This is a genomic window from Kitasatospora sp. NPDC056446 (assembly GCF_042796115.1).
Taxonomy (GTDB): Bacteria; Actinomycetota; Actinomycetes; order Streptomycetales; family Streptomycetaceae; genus Kitasatospora.
The window spans coordinates 18,793-35,983 of record NZ_JBHTRF010000073.1 but is presented as its reverse complement, the minus strand read 5'-3'; the positions used below and the strand labels follow the sequence as shown (position 1 = coordinate 35,983).

Genomic DNA, 17,191 nt, shown 5'->3' with positions numbered 1-17,191 from the left:
GTGGTCCCCACCACACCCCCGGGTGGAGACCACCCTTGTGTCCCGAGCCGCAGTCCCCGCAGGTCATCAGGGGCTGACCGGCCGCCAGGAGGCTGTACAGCCCGCCGCTTTCGCCACATCCCCACTGCCGGATTCCACTCCCCCGGTGAGGACTTGACCGACGGTTCCGCTCCCCTACTGCCCAGCACCACGGACCCGCCACGGCCACGCCCGGGACACCACACACCGCACACCGGACGTCGTCGTGCGCGGGTGCGTCCGTAGGCTCAGCCTCGAAAGTACTTCGACCAGTCACCACGGGGGCGATAGGACCGGCCGTCACCGACCTGCTTCGTCCCGCCGGGAACGACGTCATCGTGGTACGGGTACTGTTCTGTCACCGCCGCCAGCAGGAACTCCAGGAAGCCGCCCTCGAACAGGTCCCACTCCCGCATCGAGTGGAACTTGGCGGCGACCGGCCAGCGGTCCGGGTCCGGGCCCCTCATCAGCCAGAAGAAGTGGTCGGAGTTCGAGTTGTTGGCCCACTTCAAAAGCCCGCCCTCGGCCGGGAACAGCGGATACGGGCACTCGTCGTAGTCCCCGTCCCGGTAGCACTCGGCCAGCCAGGCGCAGTATCCGTAGGGCTCCGTCGTGTCGTACAGGAACCCCGCGAAGCCGAGCGGCTGCCCGACCCTGGGACTGGGCGCCGCCGACGGTGCGAAGACATGCAGCTCGTCGCTGATGCTGACCGTCCCGTACCGGTCGATGAACGCCCGGTAGTCCGCGGGCAGCTGGAATCCCATCGTCTCGGGCCCGAGCTCCCACGGGACCGGGACCACCCCCTCCAGCGGTGCCCCGATCACCGCACCGAGCCGGTTCAGCATCTCCGCAATGTCCACATCCACTCCCGTCCGCGCGTTCCCGCCGGAGGCTATCCGCTTGCGGTGACACCGGAGGCGGATAGCCCGGCCCCGCAGGTCCTGGCACGCGAGTCGGGTGGCGGCGGGACCGGGCCTGCATCGCGGTCTTCTCGTCCACGCTGAGGACCACTGACCCTTCGGGCCGCCGGTTGGGATAGAGGGTGCACACGTCGGTGGCCTCGGCTTGGAAGTGAGGGTCGTCGGGTCGGGTCAACCAGCCGCGGACCAGGTGGGGCTTGAGATCCGGGCCCGCCAGGATCCGGCCGACCTGGGAGGCGGAGATACCCTGCCCGGAAAGGGACTTGGCGATGGAGTCGTGGGTCCGGTGGCTGCCGGTGTCCGGTTCGGCGGAGGTCACGGTGGCCACGATCGCCAGGTGGACCTCGGGTCCGTAGCGGCGCGGGCGACCGGGCCGGCGGCGGTCGTCCAGTGCGTCCAGGCCCTCGCAGTGGAACCGTTTGCGCCGGCGTCGCACGGTGGCGATGTGCAGCCTCTGAGTGCGGGCGATGACGGCGTTCGCATTGTCATCGGCGACCGCCGGCGCGACCTGGGCTCGCTGGATGCGCCGCAGCGAGGCGGTGCGCGAGTTCGCCAACTGTTCCAGTACCGCCCGCTGGTCCTCGTCCCACACCACCGTGAACGGGCTGTGCACCGGCATGACCCCACCCCTGGACTTCGACACGCGGTGATCATTGTCGCGCGGACGGGTGGTCCGGTCCCAGACCTCCGTGGGAAGACTGGGACCGCTGGCAGGATGGCAGCCATGGCGAACACCAGGCGCGCGCAGCCGATCCCCCGTTCCCGGACGGCACAGGGGACCTCCGTCCACACGATCAAGGTCACCCTGAGCGGCTCCCGTCCCCCGATCTGACGGCGCCTGGAACTGCCGTCGGCCACCGACCTGCGACGACTGCACGACCTGGTCCAGGCCGCCTTCGGCTGGGAGGACTACCACATGTGGGCCTTCGAGGCCGGACGGGAGCGGTACGGGATCGCCGACCGGGACCTGGGGATCCGCAGCGCGGCATCGATGCGGCTTGACCGGATCGCCCCGGGTACCGGCGCGCGGTTCGACTACACCTACGACTTCGGCGACGACTGGGAGCACGACATCGTTGTCGAAGCGGTCGCCGACGCCGAACCCGGTGCCGCCTACCCGCGCTGTGTCACCGGTCGGCGCGCCTGCCCACCCGAGGACTGCGGCGGGATCTGGGGATACGACTACCTCGTCGAGATCCTCGCCGACCCCGAGCACGAAGAGCACGAGGAACGGCTCGAATGGCTCGGCCTCGACTCCGCCGACCAGTTCGACCCTGCCGCCTTCGACCTGGGAGCGGTCAACGCCACTCTCTCCAGCCACGCGACCGTGCTGATCCAGAACTGACGCCCGACCTGCACCGGATCGCCCCAGCCACCGTCGCCGGGGCGATCCATACTCTCGCGGGATCAGTGCGGCGCTGCCCTAGAACCCGCGACCGACACCGCCTGAGAGCTGGTCGGCCACTCGGCCCGCCACCCTGGTCCAAAGAAGCGGGCCGAGCCACAGGCGGCAGCCAGGCACAGGTGTCGAGCATCTCGACGAACGCGGCCTTCTCGGACGTGGTGGTGCCGAGGGTAGTGCGCGGTCATCTCACCGGAGGTGCCGCCGAGGAACGGCCCGGCCTCCTGCCGACCGACCGAACGGGAGGCGGCGTCGGGCGGGGTGGTCACCGCAGTGGCAGGCCCCGGGGGAACGGGCCACCCGGGTCGCGCGGTCGCGGCCGGCGCCCGACCGCACCACCGAAGGACCGCGGTGGGCGTCCTGTTCCCGCAGGACGCCACAGGTCTCCTCCAGCACCGCGGCGGCGCGGCGCAGGTGGTGGTTGACCCGTCCCAGCGAAGTCGCGCTCCTGGAGGCCGAAGTTGTCGACGTACTCGTCACCGACGGCCTGCGCGACGGCCTGGTCGGGGGCGGGGGTGGACAGGGTCCAGTTGCCGCCGGCCCCCCGGTAGGCGGACACCTCGATCGAGAACAGTTCGCCGGGCTTGACCGCCAGGTCGCCCGAGGTCTGGGTGAACACGGTGCCGTGGTCGAGTCTGCCGATGGTCATCTTGTGGACGGCCACCGCGCTCGCGGTGGCCGCGACGGCCAGCACCGCGGCCGCCGTCAAGCAGGACCCGGCGCCCACGCCTGCTCATGGGGTCGCCTCCCGATAGATGACGCGCAGCGCCAGGACGGCGGCGGCCGCGTCGAGCCAGCGGGCGAGGAGTCGGTCGCCTGTCGGGTCCCGCACGACCGTTTCGGCTGACTGAAGCCAGCCTCGCACCACCTCCGCGGCGACGATCCCCCATGGACGCGGCCCGGTCGAGTACGTCATCGACCCGCGCAGCCACGTCGTACGCCTCAGCCGCGTCATCCCTCTCTGACGGGCCACCGCCTCGCAGCCCTGATCCTGCCTCGGGCCGGTCGTCGGCGCGGGCGACCGGGAGGCCGTCGGGTGACTGGTCGCGGTCCTGAGGCAGGAGCCCGAAGATGCGTGAACGGGCTGGGTTCGAGGCGCGCGTTGGGCTGCCGAGGCCCCGAGAAGGCATTGGAGGCCGCCACCCGCCGGGTGGCGGCCTCCGGCTCTTCGGTCCCAGGCTGACCTGATACGTGCAGCGTGCAGCGGCTCGGAGGAGGTTCCACGCTCCGGTCGCGCCGCCGGAGTCAGCGGGCCGGCGCGGTGGAGACGGCGGCGCGGGCCCGTACGACGGTGGTCTCCGAGACACCGCCCGGGTCGTCCGCCGGCCCCGGGCCCAGAGCCCCGGCACTACCCGGAGGCCGTGACCCGGTCCGCCCCGGCAACCACGGAGGCGGAGCCGTGAGGTCGGTCACTGACGGGTCGGCAGAAGTGCGGCACCCAGAGCAGAGCGGTTGCGCTGTGTAGCCGATCAAGATGTTGCGATCTGTCCCCTCACATGACCAAACCACGTCAAGGTAAGTCGGTCGATCTTGGCTCCCGCACGCGGGGCTGCCAGCCAGAACGTTCGGCAAGAAGGTTCGTTAAAGCCTGCCGAGCATGCTCCATGGTGGCGACCGAATGACTGACCCAATATGCCTCTGCGTGCCTGTGGATATGTCCCCGGCAGCAAGTACTTGAGTGAGAGTCAGTGGAGCCGAGTGGGGTTCCCAGCCGTCCCACACGTCTACTGCGGTCGATGGGACCACGCCGTTCGGACTTCTGGGCCGGCTGCGGTCGCCGTGCTCACGTCTTGCGGGACGTGCCGTGTCCAACCAGTGCTTCCTCCGTCGCTCTTGCGCGACGTGAAACCCCGCTCACCTGCGCAGCCCGCCCGCAGTGGCGACGTTCGCAGAGCAGCGCCGACGGGCGTCGGGCCACTCACCACGATGTGCCCGGACAGCAGTGGAGGCCTGTTTCACTCGCCCACAGGAACGGCGCAGGGGCTGCCCCCTGCGCTGCGTTTAGAAGACGTTCTCGGTGGACGCGGGACGGGCCGTCCGGACACGCGGGCGGCCGAGGAGGCGATACGTCCGTACCGTCCGCAGGTGGGCTCCGATGTGCTGTCCGCTGCGGGAGAACCGCCTGGCCGAACGGCCGGATAGGCGTCCGCGGCCCTGTCTGCGGGCGTCCGTGTCGACGGCCGTCGACACGTTCCACGAGCGAGAGGAGCGGCTTGCTGAGGGGCGTCAGGACGTCAGCGCAACCGGCGCAGACAGGAGTCCGCCAGGCGTCTGCCGGCCCTGTCTGCGGGCGTCCGTGTCGACGGCCGTCGGCACGTTCCACTAGCGAGAGGAGCGGCTTGCCGACGGGCGTCAGGACGTTCGTGCGGACTGTGCGCAACGGAGTGAGTGAGCGCGAGCGCCATGGCGTTGCAGCGGCCGTTTGACGGCCCGGTGCGAAGCAATGCACGTCGATGCGCCTCAATGCGCGTCAATGCGCGTCAATGTCTGCCAGTGCGCACCAGTGGGTGCCGGTGCGCACTCACCGCCCACAGTGTTTGCCAAACCCGCGAGGAATCATTCTCGACTTGATCGCCACTGAGTTTCGATGACAAATGAGGTCGGCTATTCAAATCGTGAAATGAATCCAGAGAGATCCATTTTGATTACCAAGGCCCGGTTTCGCGGCGCGAGATTAGCAATAGAAACATGACACTAAATTGCAACTGGTGTATGCTCATCCGTGTGCCGGAGCGGCCCTAGTGTCGCACCAGAGCCAGTGTCATCAAGGACTCGGAAGCGCATAGCTACGAGGTCCGGACATAAAAAGACCCCCCGCGCCCGTCTTGCAAGGTCAGACGCGGAGGGTCCGGATCACCGAGCGTGACCCAGAGTGAGTCCGACCGCGCCAACGGTCGGGCTCACTTGCGTTTCTGGCTGTCCGGCAGCACCTACAGCATGCGGTACAGCTGGATCAGCCAGTAGAGACTCTGTAGTCCGACGGCGAGGACGCCGAGGACGAGCCTGCTCTTACGCAGCCTGGGCCACACCGACATCCGCCGCTTGGGCGGCTTCTCGTCGGTGCGCATAGCCCGATTCACCTCCTTCCTGCGGACAGGAGGGGATGGCCGGGCGATCAGCATTGCTGTCGATCGCCAGGATGAAGATTACCAGAGCGGCGCGTCACGATTCCGGGTCGGAGAACGCCGGGGGCCGGAAACGCGGGTAATGCCGGGGAATAGGAGACGGGGCCCCCATACTCCCCGGCATTTTCCCAGGTCAGTCCGTGATCAGAGGCGGCCGCTGTCCGCCCGGGTAGCGGCGGTCGTAAGGGCGCGCGGTGCTGGTGAGCGCGTACGCCCACCCGTCCGGTCCGGGTCGGTCCCGGATCCGGGCTCCGGGCTCCGGGCTCCGGGCGTGCAGAGGCCGGTCACCAGCCGGGGTCGGTCGGCCGAGCCGCCGGGTGCCGAGTGCTGGTGCCCTTGACCGGCTTGGTGCCCTTCGCGGTGCCGGGCCGGCCGCCGGTGGCCGAGCGGGCGCGGGCGACGGAGGCCCGACGGGCCTGTCCCCGCCCGAGACCGGACAACGGCACGAATCGAGCCTTCTGGCCGAGGTGTTCATCGTCGGGAGGCCTTCGCCCAGCAGGCCTCCTGGGCATGGACGCCGGCGTCCGCAGTCCCGGGTCAGGCCGGGGAGACCTCGTCCTCGTCCTCCAACGCGCGGGTCCTCCCCCGTGAGCACTGTCGGGCACGGTTGGTCGCCGGCGACCAACCGTGCCCGTACCGCGGGGATTGCCCGGTCCACCGACTGCGGGAACGGGGAAGCGCAGGATCACTGCGGGACGCCGATGAAGGGCCGGTCGATGTTTCCGTTTCGGCGCCACGGCGGCGGGGCCTCGGCCATCATCGTCCCGTCACGAACCGAGGAGGATCAGGTTGGACGGGGCATGGGAACGCCGGCAGGCCGCGGCGGTACGCCGGTGGGCACGGCTGCGGCGATGGCGGCGGCGCGCGAACCGGCGCGCGGTCGACGAACCGATGGGCAGCCTGCGCGACGCCTGCACCCGACTCGGGCTCGACCCGGCTGTGCTGCGCGCCACCCCCGACGCCGTGCACGCCTCCCGTCAGACCCTGAGGACCTTCCCCTACGGGTGGGCGGTCCTCTCTGTTGTCCTCCTCTTCACCGCCGTGCGGTTTCTTGAGCAGTTCTTACGCACAGCGGGAGAGATCGCCGTCCGGCTCGGACTCGGCCCGCCCACCGGAATGGGACACCCAGACGCCCCTGGCCTCGGCCCCCTCTACGACCCGAACTCACCCGTGATCGGCCTCGGCATCATCCTCTTCTACGTCTACCTCATCGCGGTAGCAGTCGCGGTCGGACGGATGATGAGGCGCCACCAGCCCGAATTCCACTACGCCGTCACGCTCCTGACCATCTCCGGTATCGAAGGGTGCGCCAAAGCCCGCGCTCAAGCGCCGTCGGAGCGGGCATCGTCGCTGCGGAGGCTAGACCAAGTCTGTCGCAACCTGGAGCAGGCCCTGTTGGAGCTCCACCGCACCGCCCGCTCCATCTACCGCCGTTCACCGCGTCGGGCCTCGGTCAGGGAGCACTGCGCCCTGGTTGCGGGCGCGCTTCGTGTCCAACTGGCCCGGGTCGATGTCGACCCCGACACCGGCCTCGTCGAGCTGGCCCGTACATTGTCGCTGATCGGGGAGAACTTCGCCGCCGGACGGCTCGCCGCACTACTGCCGGAAGCTGAACTGGAGGGCGTGACCCCGGTGTCGACCAGGCGCGCCTCCGTTGCCGAGACCGTCCGCCTCGCCCTCGCGATCGCCGCCGCGACGGCCTCGGTGGCGGCCGCCACCGTGTTGCTCCCCTCGACCGGGCTCCCGACGGCCGTCCACTCCACGGTGGTGTTCGGCTCCGCTGTGGTGGCCGGGATGCTGGTGGCCGGCCGGGCGCGGTTCGCGCGGATCGCCGAGTACCTGCCCGGCAAGTAGGGCGGCAGACGTCGGGCCAACAGCCGCTCCTTGGCGGAGGGGAAGCCCGCCGGGGTGCCAGCGGTGGTGTGCTGCCTGCTGGGCATGCTCCCGCCCGGTCCGGCGGCGGCCGGGTCGCCGGCGCCGGCCTCCGCCCCACCGCCTCGGTGCCCTGGACCGGCTGCGAAACCGGCTTATCCGCCCGGCCGCTGGAGCGCTGACGGCGTCCGCCCCGGCGACGCCGTGTACCTCCGCATCGGCCAGGCGCTGTACAGCACCATCCGGTCCTGGCTACCCCGGTGGGTCACGCCGAAGCAGACCCACTCTCCGGGTACCACATGACCACCCCGGCCACCAGAACCGCCAGGCCCAGGAACACCACCTGCCATGCCCCTGTCTGCCGACCGGACAGTGCCGTCAGGCACTCCACGGTCGCCGACTTCGGCGCGAACCCCGAACCGCACCCGTCCCCAACTGTCCATAGCCCGTACACCGACCCCAACACGGTCAGCGTTCCACCCGCACTCATGAGCGCCCTACCGACCCGGCTCATCTCGTCTCCCCTCTCGGACCACGGGCCGACCAACGTAGTGCGAAGGCGACACCATGACCAGACCTCGAGCCTTCGCCGCGTGCAGCGTGCAGCGTGCGGCGTGCAGCGCGCCCGGCTGCCCCGAGGACACCGACCGGGGCCGGTGCGACGACCACCGTCGAGCAGCGGACCAGCGACGCGGCAGCGCACGCGAGCGCGGCCACGACGGTGACCACGAACGGCAGGTGCGCGCTCCCTGCCGACGCGGGCCCGGCGTCCATGCCGACCGCCATCCAGTCGGCCCCGGGCCCGCAGGGGCTGCTCCGAGGACGCCGTCGTCACGGGCCCGGGCTTCGCGTCGCTCCCGCGCTCTCGGCCGGGACGACCCGAAGCCCCGCCGCCCGCCGGTCGCCGGTCGAGCGGTCACGGCTCGGCCTGCCGGGCGGATGGGAGCGGCTCCACCGGTTCACCCGGCGCCTCCGCCGGCAGGGCCGGCGTCCCGGTACGGCCGTGCAGGGAGCGCGCGGCGGGGACGATGTCGCCGCGGGCGGCGGAGACGGCGAGGGCCGCGTGGTTCTCGCGAAGCCGGCGGGCGCGGGCGGCGTCGGTCAGGGATTGGCCGTCCTCGGCCGCTGGCTGTTGTTCGGGCTGGTAGGCAGGGTCGGGCGGTGGTGGCAGGTGGCGGCGATCTCGGCGGCTGTGGGCCGGTGTCAGGGGGTTCGGCGGCGCAGGGTGGCGGCTCCCAGGGCGAGGGCGAGGAGGGTGGAGCCGGCGATGACCGCGAGGTCGCGGGCGATGGTCGTGTCGGCGGTGGCGGTGGTGGTGAGGCGGGTCATCGCGTCGACGGCGTAGGACAGCGGCAGGACGTCGGAGGCCCAGCGCAGCGCGGTGGCCATGGCGTCGCGCGGGACGAAGAGTCCGCACAGCAGGATCTGGGGGAGGAGGACGGCGGGCAGGAACTGGACGGCCTGGAACTCGGTCGCGGCGAACGCGGATACCAGCAGGCCCAGTGCCATGCCGAGCAGTCCGTCGGCGACGGCGACGGTGAAGACCAGCCAGGTGGGGCCGGCGATGTGCAGGCCGAGCGGGCCGATGGCGAGCGCGGTGGCGAGGGTCGCCTGGAGCAGGGCGACGGCGCCGAAGGCCAGGGCGTACCCGAGGAGGAGGTCGAGTTTGCCCAGCGGCATGGTGAGCAGCCGTTCCAGGGTGCCGGTGGTGCGTTCGCGGAGCATGGCGACCGAGGTGACCAGGAACATCACGAGCAGCGGGAAGATGCCGAGCAGGGCGGGGCCGATCCGGTCGAAGGTGGCGGGCTGCGCGTCGAACATGTACTTGAGCAGGGCGAGCAGCAGGCAGGGGACGACCAGGAGCAGCGCGAGGGTGCGCGGGTCGTGGCGGAGTTGGGTGAGGACGCGGCGGGCGGTGGCGAGCGTGCGGCGCAGGGCTCGCGTCGCCTGGGGGCGGGGGCGGGGGCGGGGGGTGGTCATCGGCCGGCCTCCACCATGCGGAGGAAGGCGCTGTCGATGTCGGCCGCGCCGGTGGTGCGCAGCAGTTCGTCGGGGGTGTCGTGGGCGAGGAGGCGGCCCTCGCGCATCAGCAGCAGGCGGTCGCAGCGGGTGGCCTCGTCCATGACGTGGCTGGACACCAGCAGGGTGGCGCCGCCGTCGGCGAGGCGGCGGAAGAGCTGCCAGAGGTCCTGGCGGAGCACCGGGTCGAGGCCGACGGTCGGCTCGTCGAGGATCAGCAGTTCGGGGGTGCCGAGCAGGGCCGCGGCGAGGGAGACGCGGGCACGCTGGCCGCCGGAGAGGCGGTCGGTGATGTCGTGTTCGTGGCCGGTCAGGCCGACTTGGGCGATCACCCGGGCGGGGTCGGTGCCGGGTGCGCCGAGGACGGCGGCGAAGTAGTGGAGGTTCTCGGCGACGCTGATGTCGCCGTAGACCGAGGGGGCCTGGGTGACGTATCCGACGCGGTGGCGCAGGGCGGGGCTGCCGGCGTCGAGGCCGAGCACGCGGACGCGGCCGGCGGTGGCGCGCTGCACGCCGACGACGGAGCGCAGCAGGGTGGTCTTGCCGCAGCCGCTCGGGCCGAGCAAGCCGGTGATGGTGGCGGGGGCGATGTCGAGGTCGAGGCCGTGGAGGACGGGGCGGCCACCGCGCTCGACGGTCAGACCGGTGATCCGGATCGCGGGACCGGTCGGCCCCGCCATGGAATTCATCATGTGATGAGTTTTGCGCTGTCGGACGTACCGGTCAAGTGGCGCGCAGGCACCGGTCCGACGGCGGGCGGGTGCCGGTCGCGTAGCGCGCAGGCACCGCCGGAGACAATGGCCCCGTGAGCGATGAGGGGAAGCAGCGGAAGCGGGTCGGACGGCGCCCCGGGGGCGAGGACACCCGGGGCGCGGTACTGGAAGCCGCGCGGGCGGAGTTCGGGGCCCGCGGGTACCAGAAGGCGAGCATGCGGGCGATCGCCCGCGCGGCCGGAGTGGACGCGGCACTGCTGCACCACTACTTCGGCACCAAGGACCGCCTCTTCCTGGCCGCACTCGACTTCCCGGTCGACCCCCGGGCCGTCGTCGAACACGTCCTCGCGGGCGAACGGGCCCGCGTCGGCGAACGCGTGGCCGCCTTCGTCCTCGGACTCTGGGAACAGCCCGCCGTACGGGACCGGCTGCTGGCACTGCTGCGCACGGCGGCGGCCAGCGAGGAGGTCGCGGCTCTGGTGCGGGGCTTCATGGCCACCGAGCTCGTGAACCGACTGGCGGGCGAACTCGACCTGGAAAACCCGGAGTTGCGGGTGGAACTGGTGCTGTCGCAGATCGTCGGACTGGCGATGGCACGCTACGTGATCCAGGTGGAACCACTCGCGTCCGCGCCCGCGGACCAGCTCGCCCCGCTGCTGGCACGCACCGTACAGGGGTACCTGGCCGAGCCCTGAGGCAGCCGCGGGCCGCATACCGGTGGCACTCGCAGGTGACACTCGCCGGTGGAGCGGGGCGGGCAGGCCCGGTGAGCGGCGTCGCCCATACTGGCCGGGTGGAGCTGAGTGCGAAGTTGCAGATGAAACCCGGCCAGCGACTGGCGGTCCTGGCCGGGCCGGACGAGGTGCCGTCGATCACGGCACAGGGCGTGCTGACCGCCGAGACACCGGAGACGGCGGACGTGATCGTCGCGTTCGTGCGCGACAGGGCGGACCTGGACACCATCGCCCTCGCGGCGATCGAAGGGGCCCGACAGGACAAGCTGGCCTGGGTCGCCTACCCGAAGGCCGGGAAGCTCGGCACCGACCTCAACCGGGACAGCCTCAGCGAGGCTCTCGCCGACCGCGGCGTCCGGCCGGTCCGGCAGGTCGCCGTCGACGAGGTCTGGTCGGCCCTACGGTTCCGCCCCGCCTGATCCGGGCACCGGCGCCGGCGGGCACCGGTGCCGGCGCGGCAGCGACCGTCACCTACGGAACCCTGGGGTCCTGGGATCCCGGCCGGTTGTTTCGGGGCGGTGGCGAGATGGCTTCGGCGAGGATCGGACAGTCAGGTCGGTGAGGCCGGCTATCCGTGGCGGGCGCCGGAGTCCCAGACCCAGGCCGCGATGCCCACCCGGTTGTTCACGGTCAACTTGCGCTGGACGTGGGCGATATGGGTCTTCACGGTGCCGGGCGAGATGAACAGTTCCTCGGCGATGGCCGCGTTTGTCAGGCCGTCCGCCACCAGCCGGGCGATCTCCAGTTCGCGCGGGGTCAGCTTCTCCACGCGTGACGTCTCCGCCCCTGGCCTCTCCGCCCGGCGCGGTCCGGCCAGGCTGCGCAGCAGTCGGGTGGTGATCTGCGGGCTGATCAGCGAGTCCCCCTCGACCGCCGCCCGGACCGCCTCGATGAGCAGTGGCGCGCCGGAGCGCTTCAGCAGGAACCCGTAGGCGCCGGCCTTCAACGCGGAGTGCACGTACTCGTCGAGGTCGAAGGTGGTGACGATGACGACCCGGATGCCGGGCGCCTCCTCGGCCAGCCGGCGGGTCAGCTCCAGGCCGTCCATCCGCGGCATGCGGATGTCGGCGAGCAGGACGTCCGGGTGCAGCGAGCGGGCGAGTTCCAGTGCTTCGTGGCCGTCACCCGCCGCCCCCAGGACTTCCATGTCCGGTTGCAGGTCGAGGATGTGACGGAAGCCGTCCCGCACGGTTCTCTGGTCGTCCGCGACCACGATGCGCGTCGTCATGGTGTGATCCTCGCACGGGATAGCATCCGCTCACATGACGAGACGAATCGCCAGGGCGGGGCGGCCGGCGGGTGCGGGCTTGCTCGCGGTCGCCGCCATTTCGGCTGCGGTGACGGGGAGTTCGTCGATCTCGGTGCTGCTCCGGTGCTCGACGGTGGTGGCGGTGCTGGCGGCCGCGGTGCTGGTGGTGTGGTCGCCGGGGCGGCCGGGGGTTAGGGTCCTGGCGGCGGTGCCGGTGGCCTGTGCGGTCTCGCTGTATGTGACGTCGCGCTACCAGGGGCCCGCCGACAACACCTCGGCGCTGTGGATGGTGGCCGAGTCGGTCGCGTTGCTGGCGGTCACCGTGCCCGCCGTCCGCGGGCCGGGACCGGTCCTGGCCGCCGCCGTGGCACTGGTCCTGTCGGTGACCACCGCCCTGCTGCCGTTGCGGATCGCGCTGACCATCGAGCCGCCGGCCGGGCCCGGGCAGACGATCGGGCTGTGCGTGGTGTGGGGGCTGGTGGCGGTGGCCGCCGTGGGGGCGTCCTGCTATCTGCGGTCGTTGGACAGCCGGCGGCGGCTCGCGGTGGTCGCCGAGCGGCGCGCCCAGCGCCTCCATGTGGCCCGGGAACTGCACGATTTCGCGGCGCATGACGTCACCGGGGTGATGGTGCTGGCCCAGGCGGCCCGGTTGCTGGCGAAGGAGTCGCCGGAGCGGGCGCTCGCGCTGCTGCCGCAGATCGAGAGCGCGGGCGTCCAGGCGCTGGAGTCGATGGACCGTACGATCCGGATCCTGGGCGAGCTGGCGGAGGGCCGGCGGGCGGACCGGGGCGAGGACGGTGTACCGCCTGGCCCGGCCGGGGAGGGACCGGGCCCGGTCGGGGTGGGCGCCGGGGGCAGGGCCCGTTCGCTGGCGGAACTGCCCGCCCTGGTCGAGCGGTTCGGGCGCACCGGGGTGATCCCGGCCCGGTTGGACCTCGCCCCCGACGCCCTGGACATCCTGGGCGGCCTGCCGGAGGAGGTCGGTTCGGTCGGCTACCGGGTGGTGGTGGAGGCGCTCACCAACGTCCGGCGGCACGCCCCCGCCTCGCCCCGGGTGGTGGTCACCGCGGAGCGGGTGGCCCCGGCGGGCACCGGGCCGGTGCTGCGGGTGGTGGTCGGCAACGAGCCGGCTCCCCCGGGTGCCCGTCCGGACGGCGCGACGGTGGATCGGGAGGGTGGCGGCACCGGCATCCGGGAGCTCGCCAGGCGGGTCGCGGGGCTGGGCGGTGAACTCACCGCCGGACCGGCCGGGGACGGCGGCTGGCGGGTCACCGTGACCCTGCCGCTGGACGGCCCGCGGTCGCCCGCCCCGGCGGCGGCGGGGCCCACTTCGTAACCACCGCGTGGACCCCGCTGCCCGCACCTGTGACCCTGGCCGGGCGGAGGACGGCCGGCAGGGGGACCGGCCGGGCGGACGACGGCAGGGAGGAGGACCCACCGAACGGACGAGGCCGCTTCCTCGGCCGAAGGGACGAGATACCCCGCCGATCTCTCCCGAACGGCAGATGTGGACGCCCCGGCCCCGCCGGGAGCATGGCGGCATGAAGAAGTCGACCGCCGGGCGGGCCTGGACGGCCCCGATCAGCGCACTGGCCATCGCCCTCACAGGCTGCGGCGTGAGCGACGACCTGGACGCTCAACCCCGCACTGAATCCCGGGACTTCGGCGTCCAGGGCGATCACCTCACGCTGGACACCGACAAGGACGTGACCCTGCTGCCGGCCGACGGTCCGACCGTCAGGGCCGACCGCAGACTGGCCGGCCAGGCCGCGAAGGACGGCAACGCCTCCTGGGTGCTGGACGGCGGCACGCTGAGGCTCTCCGGCAGGTGCAGCGGCATCGTGCTCAACTGCAGGGCCGAGTTCACCGTCCGCATCCCGAAGGGAACGGCGGTGACCGTCAACGGCAGCGGCTCCGCCGGGGTCACCGCCAGGGGCCTCGACGGCGCGCTCGATGTGACGACCGGCCAGGGCAGCGTGCAGATCGACAACGCCTCCGCCCCGCTGAAGGTACGCACCGGCTCCGGCCGCATCGATGCCGCCGGCCTCTCCTCCCCCGCCGTCGACGCGGCCAACGACCACGGCAGCGTGAAGCTCGCCTTCGACAAGGCGCCCGACAGCGTCAGGGCCGAGTCGAACACCGGAAGCGTCACGGTCCGGCTGCCGGAGGACGGCACCCGCTACCACGTCTCGGCGACCGCCGGCTCGTCGAAGCCGCACATCGACGTCGCAGAGGCCCCGGACTCCGCCCACACCGTCACCGCCGCCTCCAAGGCCGGCATCGTCCGCGTCAACACGAAGGACTGACCGATGGAACTACCGCCGGAACTCCGGATCCTCGACCTGACCAAGGAGTACCGTGGCGGCAAGCGCGCCGTGGACTCCTTCTCCCTGACCCTGCGGCCCGGCGTCCTCGGCCTGCTCGGCTCCAACGGCGCCGGCAAGTCCACCCTGATGCGCGTCCTGGCCACCGTCACCAAGCCCACCTCCGGGCGGGTCCTCTGGCAGGGCGTCGACATCGCGGAGCAGCCCGGGGCGCTGCGCCGGACCGTCGGCTACCTGCCGCAGGACTTCGGCGTCCACCCGCAGCTGACCGCCCGCGAGTTCCTCTCCTACCTGGCCTCGGCCAAGGGACTGCGGGGCCGGTCCGCGACCGCCCGGATCGACGAGCTCCTCGACCTGGTCAACCTCTCCGGCGCGGCCGGGCAGCGGCTCGGCTCGATGTCGGGCGGTATGCGCCGGCGCGTCGGCATCGCCCAGGCACTGCTCAACGACCCCCGGCTGCTGATCGTCGACGAGCCCACCCTGGGCCTCGACCCGGAGGAGCGGATACGGTTCGGCAACCTGCTCACCGGGCTCGGCACGGAACGGATCGTCATCCTCTCCACCCACATCGTCTCCGACGTGGCCGCCACCGCCGACCGGATCGCCGTCATGGGCCAGGGCCGGCTGCTGCACCACGGCACCCCCGAGGAGTTGCTGCGGCTCGCCGAGGGCTCGGTCTGGGAGGTCACCGTCGCCGCCGACCGGATCCCGGCACTGCGCTCACGGTTCGTCCTCGGCGGCACCACCCGGACCCCGCAGGGCGTCCGCGCCCGGGTGCTCTCCCCACAGCAGCCCGCGCGGCACGCCGAGCAGGTCCCGCCCCGGCTCGACGACGCGTACCTGCTGCTGTGCTCCTCCCCGGCCCCGGCCCTGGCCCCGACCTCGGCCCCGGCCCCGGCCCCGACCTCGGCCCCGGCCCCGGCCCCGGCCGCCCACCAGGCGATGGTGCGGTGATGGGCGGCACCATCGGAGCACTCGCCCTCGCCGACTTCCGGGAACGCCGACGGCGCCCCGCGTACCTGGTGGTGCTGCTCGGCACCCTCGCCCTCGGGCTGCTGGCCGCCCCGGTCGGCGCCGGCGGCGCCGGCGGCGCGTCCACATGGCAGATCTTCCAGGTCAGCGGCTACCGCGGCCTCTACACCAGCGGCTACGTCGGCACCGTCACCGCGCTCGGCGGCGCGGTCTGGCTCGCGCTCGCGGGCTTCGGCATCACCCGCGGCACCGTCACCGGGGACGAGCGCAGCGGGGTCGGCCAGATCCTCGCCGCCACGCCGATGACCCGCGTGTCCTACCTGCTCGGCAAGTTCTGCGGCAACCTGCTGCTCCTCGGCTCGATGCTGCTCGCGCTCGCGGTCACCGCCGTCGGCGTGCAGCTGCTCAAGGGCGAGTCGTACAGCGTGGACGCCGTCCGGTTGCTGCTGCCGTTCGTCCTGGTCACGCTGCCGCTGCTGGCCTTCGTCGCGGCCTGCGCGGTGCTCTTCGACACCGTGCCCGGCCTGCGCGGCGGTGTCGGCGCGCTGGTCTGGTTCGTGGTCTGGCTGGTCGGTGTCACGGCCTCCCAGGCGTCCGGCGGCTACGACCTGCTGAGCATGAGCCGGATCGGCGCGTCGATGCGCCGGGCCATCGAGAGCGCCGGGCACCCGGCCGACGCGGTGCGCTTCGGGGTGGGCCTCACCTCGGGCGACAAGACCCCGGTCGTCTTCGAATGGAGCGGCCTCGGCCCCGGCGACCTGGGCCCCGGCGTCCAGGGCGGCGGCGACCTGGGCGGCGGCGTCCTGGGCGGCGGCCCGCTGGCCAACGCCGGTCTGCTGACCGTCGGTTCGCTGGTGGTCTGCCTGCTGGCGGTGCCCTGGTTCCGCCGCTTCGACCCGTCCGGCAGGGTGAACGCGGCGGGCGTGGTGAGCGTGGTGAGCGTGGTGCTCCCGGCGGGCTCGGCGGGCGCGGCGCAGGACGAGCCCGCACCGGCGGCCGGCCCCGGCGCCTCGTTCGGGCTCGACCCGGCACTGATGACCCCGCCCCGAATGGGCTCGTCCTTCCTGCCCGCCCTGGTCGGCGAACTGCGCGTCCTGCTACGGTGGATGCGGCTGTGGTGGGTCGGCGCGCTCGCCCTCGCGGTGATCGCGGCGATCGTCCCGATCGAGGACGTCTCCCACCCGGTGCTGGCGGTCTCCATGCTCTGGCCGGTGCTGCTCTGGTCCCGGATGGGCAACCACGCGGGTGCCGGGAGCATCGACGACCTGCTCGCCGCCTGCCCTGCGGCGGGGCGCCGACTGCTCGCCGCACTGCTCGGCGGGATCGGCGTGGCGCTGGCCGTCTCGGTGGTGCCGGTGGTCCGGCTGACCGCCGCCGGGGACACCGGGGCGGCGGTGGCGGCCCTGGCCGGCGCCCTGGTGGTGCCCTCGCTGGCGGTGCTGTGCGGGATCGTCAGCCGTGGGCCCCGGCTCTTCCAGGCGCTCTACCCGCTGCTCTGGTACGCGATGTCCAACCGCATCGCGGAGGTGGACTACCTCGGCGTGGTCCCTGACAGGGGCCCCGCACCGGTCGCGGTGGCGGCGGCCGCCGTGGTGCTCGCCCTCGCGGCACTCGGCGTGGACGGCCTGCGCCGCGCCAACCGCTGAGCTCCACCCTGCCGCCCTGCCGCCCTGCCACCGACCCGGTACGCCCCCTCGCCAGGCCCCCGGAGCGGCGCCCGGTCCGACCGTCCGGGCGCCGCTCCAGCCGACGTCGGCACGGCCGAGCGGTCCGGCAGGCGGGCTGCCGGTACTGCGGCAGGGCCGCTCCCTCTCCACTGGTCGACAGCCTGCCATTGGCGATC

General features: G+C 72.4%; 16 protein-coding genes and 1 pseudogene. 9 read left to right on the top strand and 8 right to left on the bottom strand.

All coding sequences use genetic code 11. The features are described from left to right. Window positions 1-266 precede the first annotated feature (266 nt). Window positions 267-878: a hypothetical protein gene (locus ACFQ6N_RS32190; protein ID WP_380656809.1), complete on the bottom strand. Its 612-nt coding sequence runs from the start codon at window positions 876-878 to the stop codon at window positions 267-269. A gap of 286 nt (window positions 879-1,164) precedes the next feature. Continuing rightward, window positions 1,165-1,494 (bottom strand): annotated as a pseudogene (locus tag ACFQ6N_RS32185) (helix-turn-helix domain-containing protein); the annotation flags it as partial. Between ACFQ6N_RS32185 and ACFQ6N_RS32180 the strand changes: the two are divergent. After that, complete coding sequence (locus ACFQ6N_RS32180; RefSeq protein ID WP_380656806.1) at window positions 1,460-1,588, top strand: hypothetical protein; 129 nt, start codon at window positions 1,460-1,462, stop codon at window positions 1,586-1,588. The pseudogene ACFQ6N_RS32185 and the gene ACFQ6N_RS32180 overlap by 35 nt on opposite strands. 188 nt (window positions 1,589-1,776) lie before the next feature. Continuing rightward, a complete protein-coding gene (locus tag ACFQ6N_RS32175) occupies window positions 1,777-2,283 on the top strand; it encodes a plasmid pRiA4b ORF-3 family protein (protein ID WP_380656822.1) in 507 nt (168 codons plus the stop codon). Window positions 2,284-2,605: 322 nt separating this feature from the next. On the opposite strand, the gene ACFQ6N_RS32170 is transcribed toward ACFQ6N_RS32175, so the two are convergent. The 3 genes from ACFQ6N_RS32170 to ACFQ6N_RS32160 all read right to left on the bottom strand — a co-directional run bounded on the left by ACFQ6N_RS32170 (window position 2,606) and on the right by ACFQ6N_RS32160 (window position 5,911). After that, window positions 2,606-3,067, bottom strand: coding sequence for a hypothetical protein (locus ACFQ6N_RS32170; RefSeq protein WP_380656804.1), 462 nt, complete (start codon window positions 3,065-3,067; stop codon window positions 2,606-2,608). A gap of 2,203 nt (window positions 3,068-5,270) precedes the next feature. Beyond that, window positions 5,271-5,408 carry a hypothetical protein gene (locus ACFQ6N_RS32165; protein ID WP_380656802.1) on the bottom strand — a complete coding sequence of 46 codons (138 nt, stop codon included), beginning with the start codon at window positions 5,406-5,408 and terminating at the stop codon, window positions 5,271-5,273. 341 nt (window positions 5,409-5,749) lie between these two features. Next, window positions 5,750-5,911 (bottom strand): hypothetical protein, encoded by a 162-nt coding sequence (locus ACFQ6N_RS32160; RefSeq protein ID WP_380656799.1) that lies wholly within the window; start codon window positions 5,909-5,911, stop codon window positions 5,750-5,752. A gap of 445 nt (window positions 5,912-6,356) precedes the next feature. Here ACFQ6N_RS32160 and ACFQ6N_RS32155 point away from each other — a divergent pair, with 445 nt between their 5' ends. After that, window positions 6,357-7,319 (top strand): hypothetical protein, encoded by a 963-nt coding sequence (locus ACFQ6N_RS32155; RefSeq protein ID WP_380656796.1) that lies wholly within the window; start codon window positions 6,357-6,359, stop codon window positions 7,317-7,319. Window positions 7,320-8,540: 1,221 nt separating this feature from the next. Here ACFQ6N_RS32155 and ACFQ6N_RS32150 read toward each other — a convergent pair. Further along, entirely contained in the window at window positions 8,541-9,317 is a 777-nt protein-coding gene (locus ACFQ6N_RS32150) for an ABC transporter permease (protein ID WP_380656794.1), read from the bottom strand. Then, the gene (locus ACFQ6N_RS32145) at window positions 9,314-10,036 is read right to left on the bottom strand and encodes an ABC transporter ATP-binding protein (protein ID WP_380656791.1); all 723 of its coding nucleotides are present in this window, start codon (window positions 10,034-10,036) and stop codon (window positions 9,314-9,316) included. Before ACFQ6N_RS32145 ends, ACFQ6N_RS32150 begins: the two co-directional genes overlap by 4 nt. A 125-nt stretch (window positions 10,037-10,161) precedes the next feature. On the opposite strand from ACFQ6N_RS32145, the gene ACFQ6N_RS32140 reads away from it, so the two are divergent. Both ACFQ6N_RS32140 and ACFQ6N_RS32135 read left to right on the top strand, forming a co-directional pair. After that, window positions 10,162-10,764: a TetR family transcriptional regulator gene (locus tag ACFQ6N_RS32140; RefSeq protein WP_380656788.1), complete on the top strand. Its 603-nt coding sequence runs from the start codon at window positions 10,162-10,164 to the stop codon at window positions 10,762-10,764. A 98-nt stretch (window positions 10,765-10,862) separates the two neighbouring features. Further along, a complete protein-coding gene (locus ACFQ6N_RS32135; protein WP_380656785.1) occupies window positions 10,863-11,222 on the top strand; it encodes a DUF3052 family protein in 360 nt (119 codons plus the stop codon). Window positions 11,223-11,371: 149 nt separating this feature from the next. Here the strand turns inward: ACFQ6N_RS32135 and ACFQ6N_RS32130 are convergent, their stop codons facing one another. Further along, entirely contained in the window at window positions 11,372-12,031 is a 660-nt protein-coding gene (locus tag ACFQ6N_RS32130) for a response regulator (RefSeq protein ID WP_380656782.1), read from the bottom strand. Window positions 12,032-12,065: 34 nt separating this feature from the next. Between ACFQ6N_RS32130 and ACFQ6N_RS32125 the strand changes: the two genes are divergently transcribed. From ACFQ6N_RS32125 to ACFQ6N_RS32110, 4 genes are all read left to right on the top strand, one after another. Beyond that, entirely contained in the window at window positions 12,066-13,388 is a 1,323-nt protein-coding gene (locus ACFQ6N_RS32125) for a sensor histidine kinase (protein ID WP_380656780.1), read from the top strand. Window positions 13,389-13,593: 205 nt separating this feature from the next. Then, on the top strand, window positions 13,594-14,358 hold the full coding sequence (locus ACFQ6N_RS32120; protein WP_380656777.1) for a DUF4097 family beta strand repeat-containing protein: 765 nt from the start codon (window positions 13,594-13,596) through the stop codon (window positions 14,356-14,358). A 3-nt stretch (window positions 14,359-14,361) separates the two neighbouring features. After that, window positions 14,362-15,330: an ABC transporter ATP-binding protein gene (locus ACFQ6N_RS32115; RefSeq protein ID WP_380656775.1), complete on the top strand. Its 969-nt coding sequence runs from the start codon at window positions 14,362-14,364 to the stop codon at window positions 15,328-15,330. Beyond that, window positions 15,330-16,994 carry an ABC transporter permease subunit gene (locus ACFQ6N_RS32110; RefSeq protein WP_380656773.1) on the top strand — a complete coding sequence of 555 codons (1,665 nt, stop codon included), beginning with the start codon at window positions 15,330-15,332 and terminating at the stop codon, window positions 16,992-16,994. The genes ACFQ6N_RS32115 and ACFQ6N_RS32110 overlap by 1 nt, the downstream gene beginning before the upstream one ends. The last annotated feature ends 197 nt before the right edge of the window (window positions 16,995-17,191 follow it).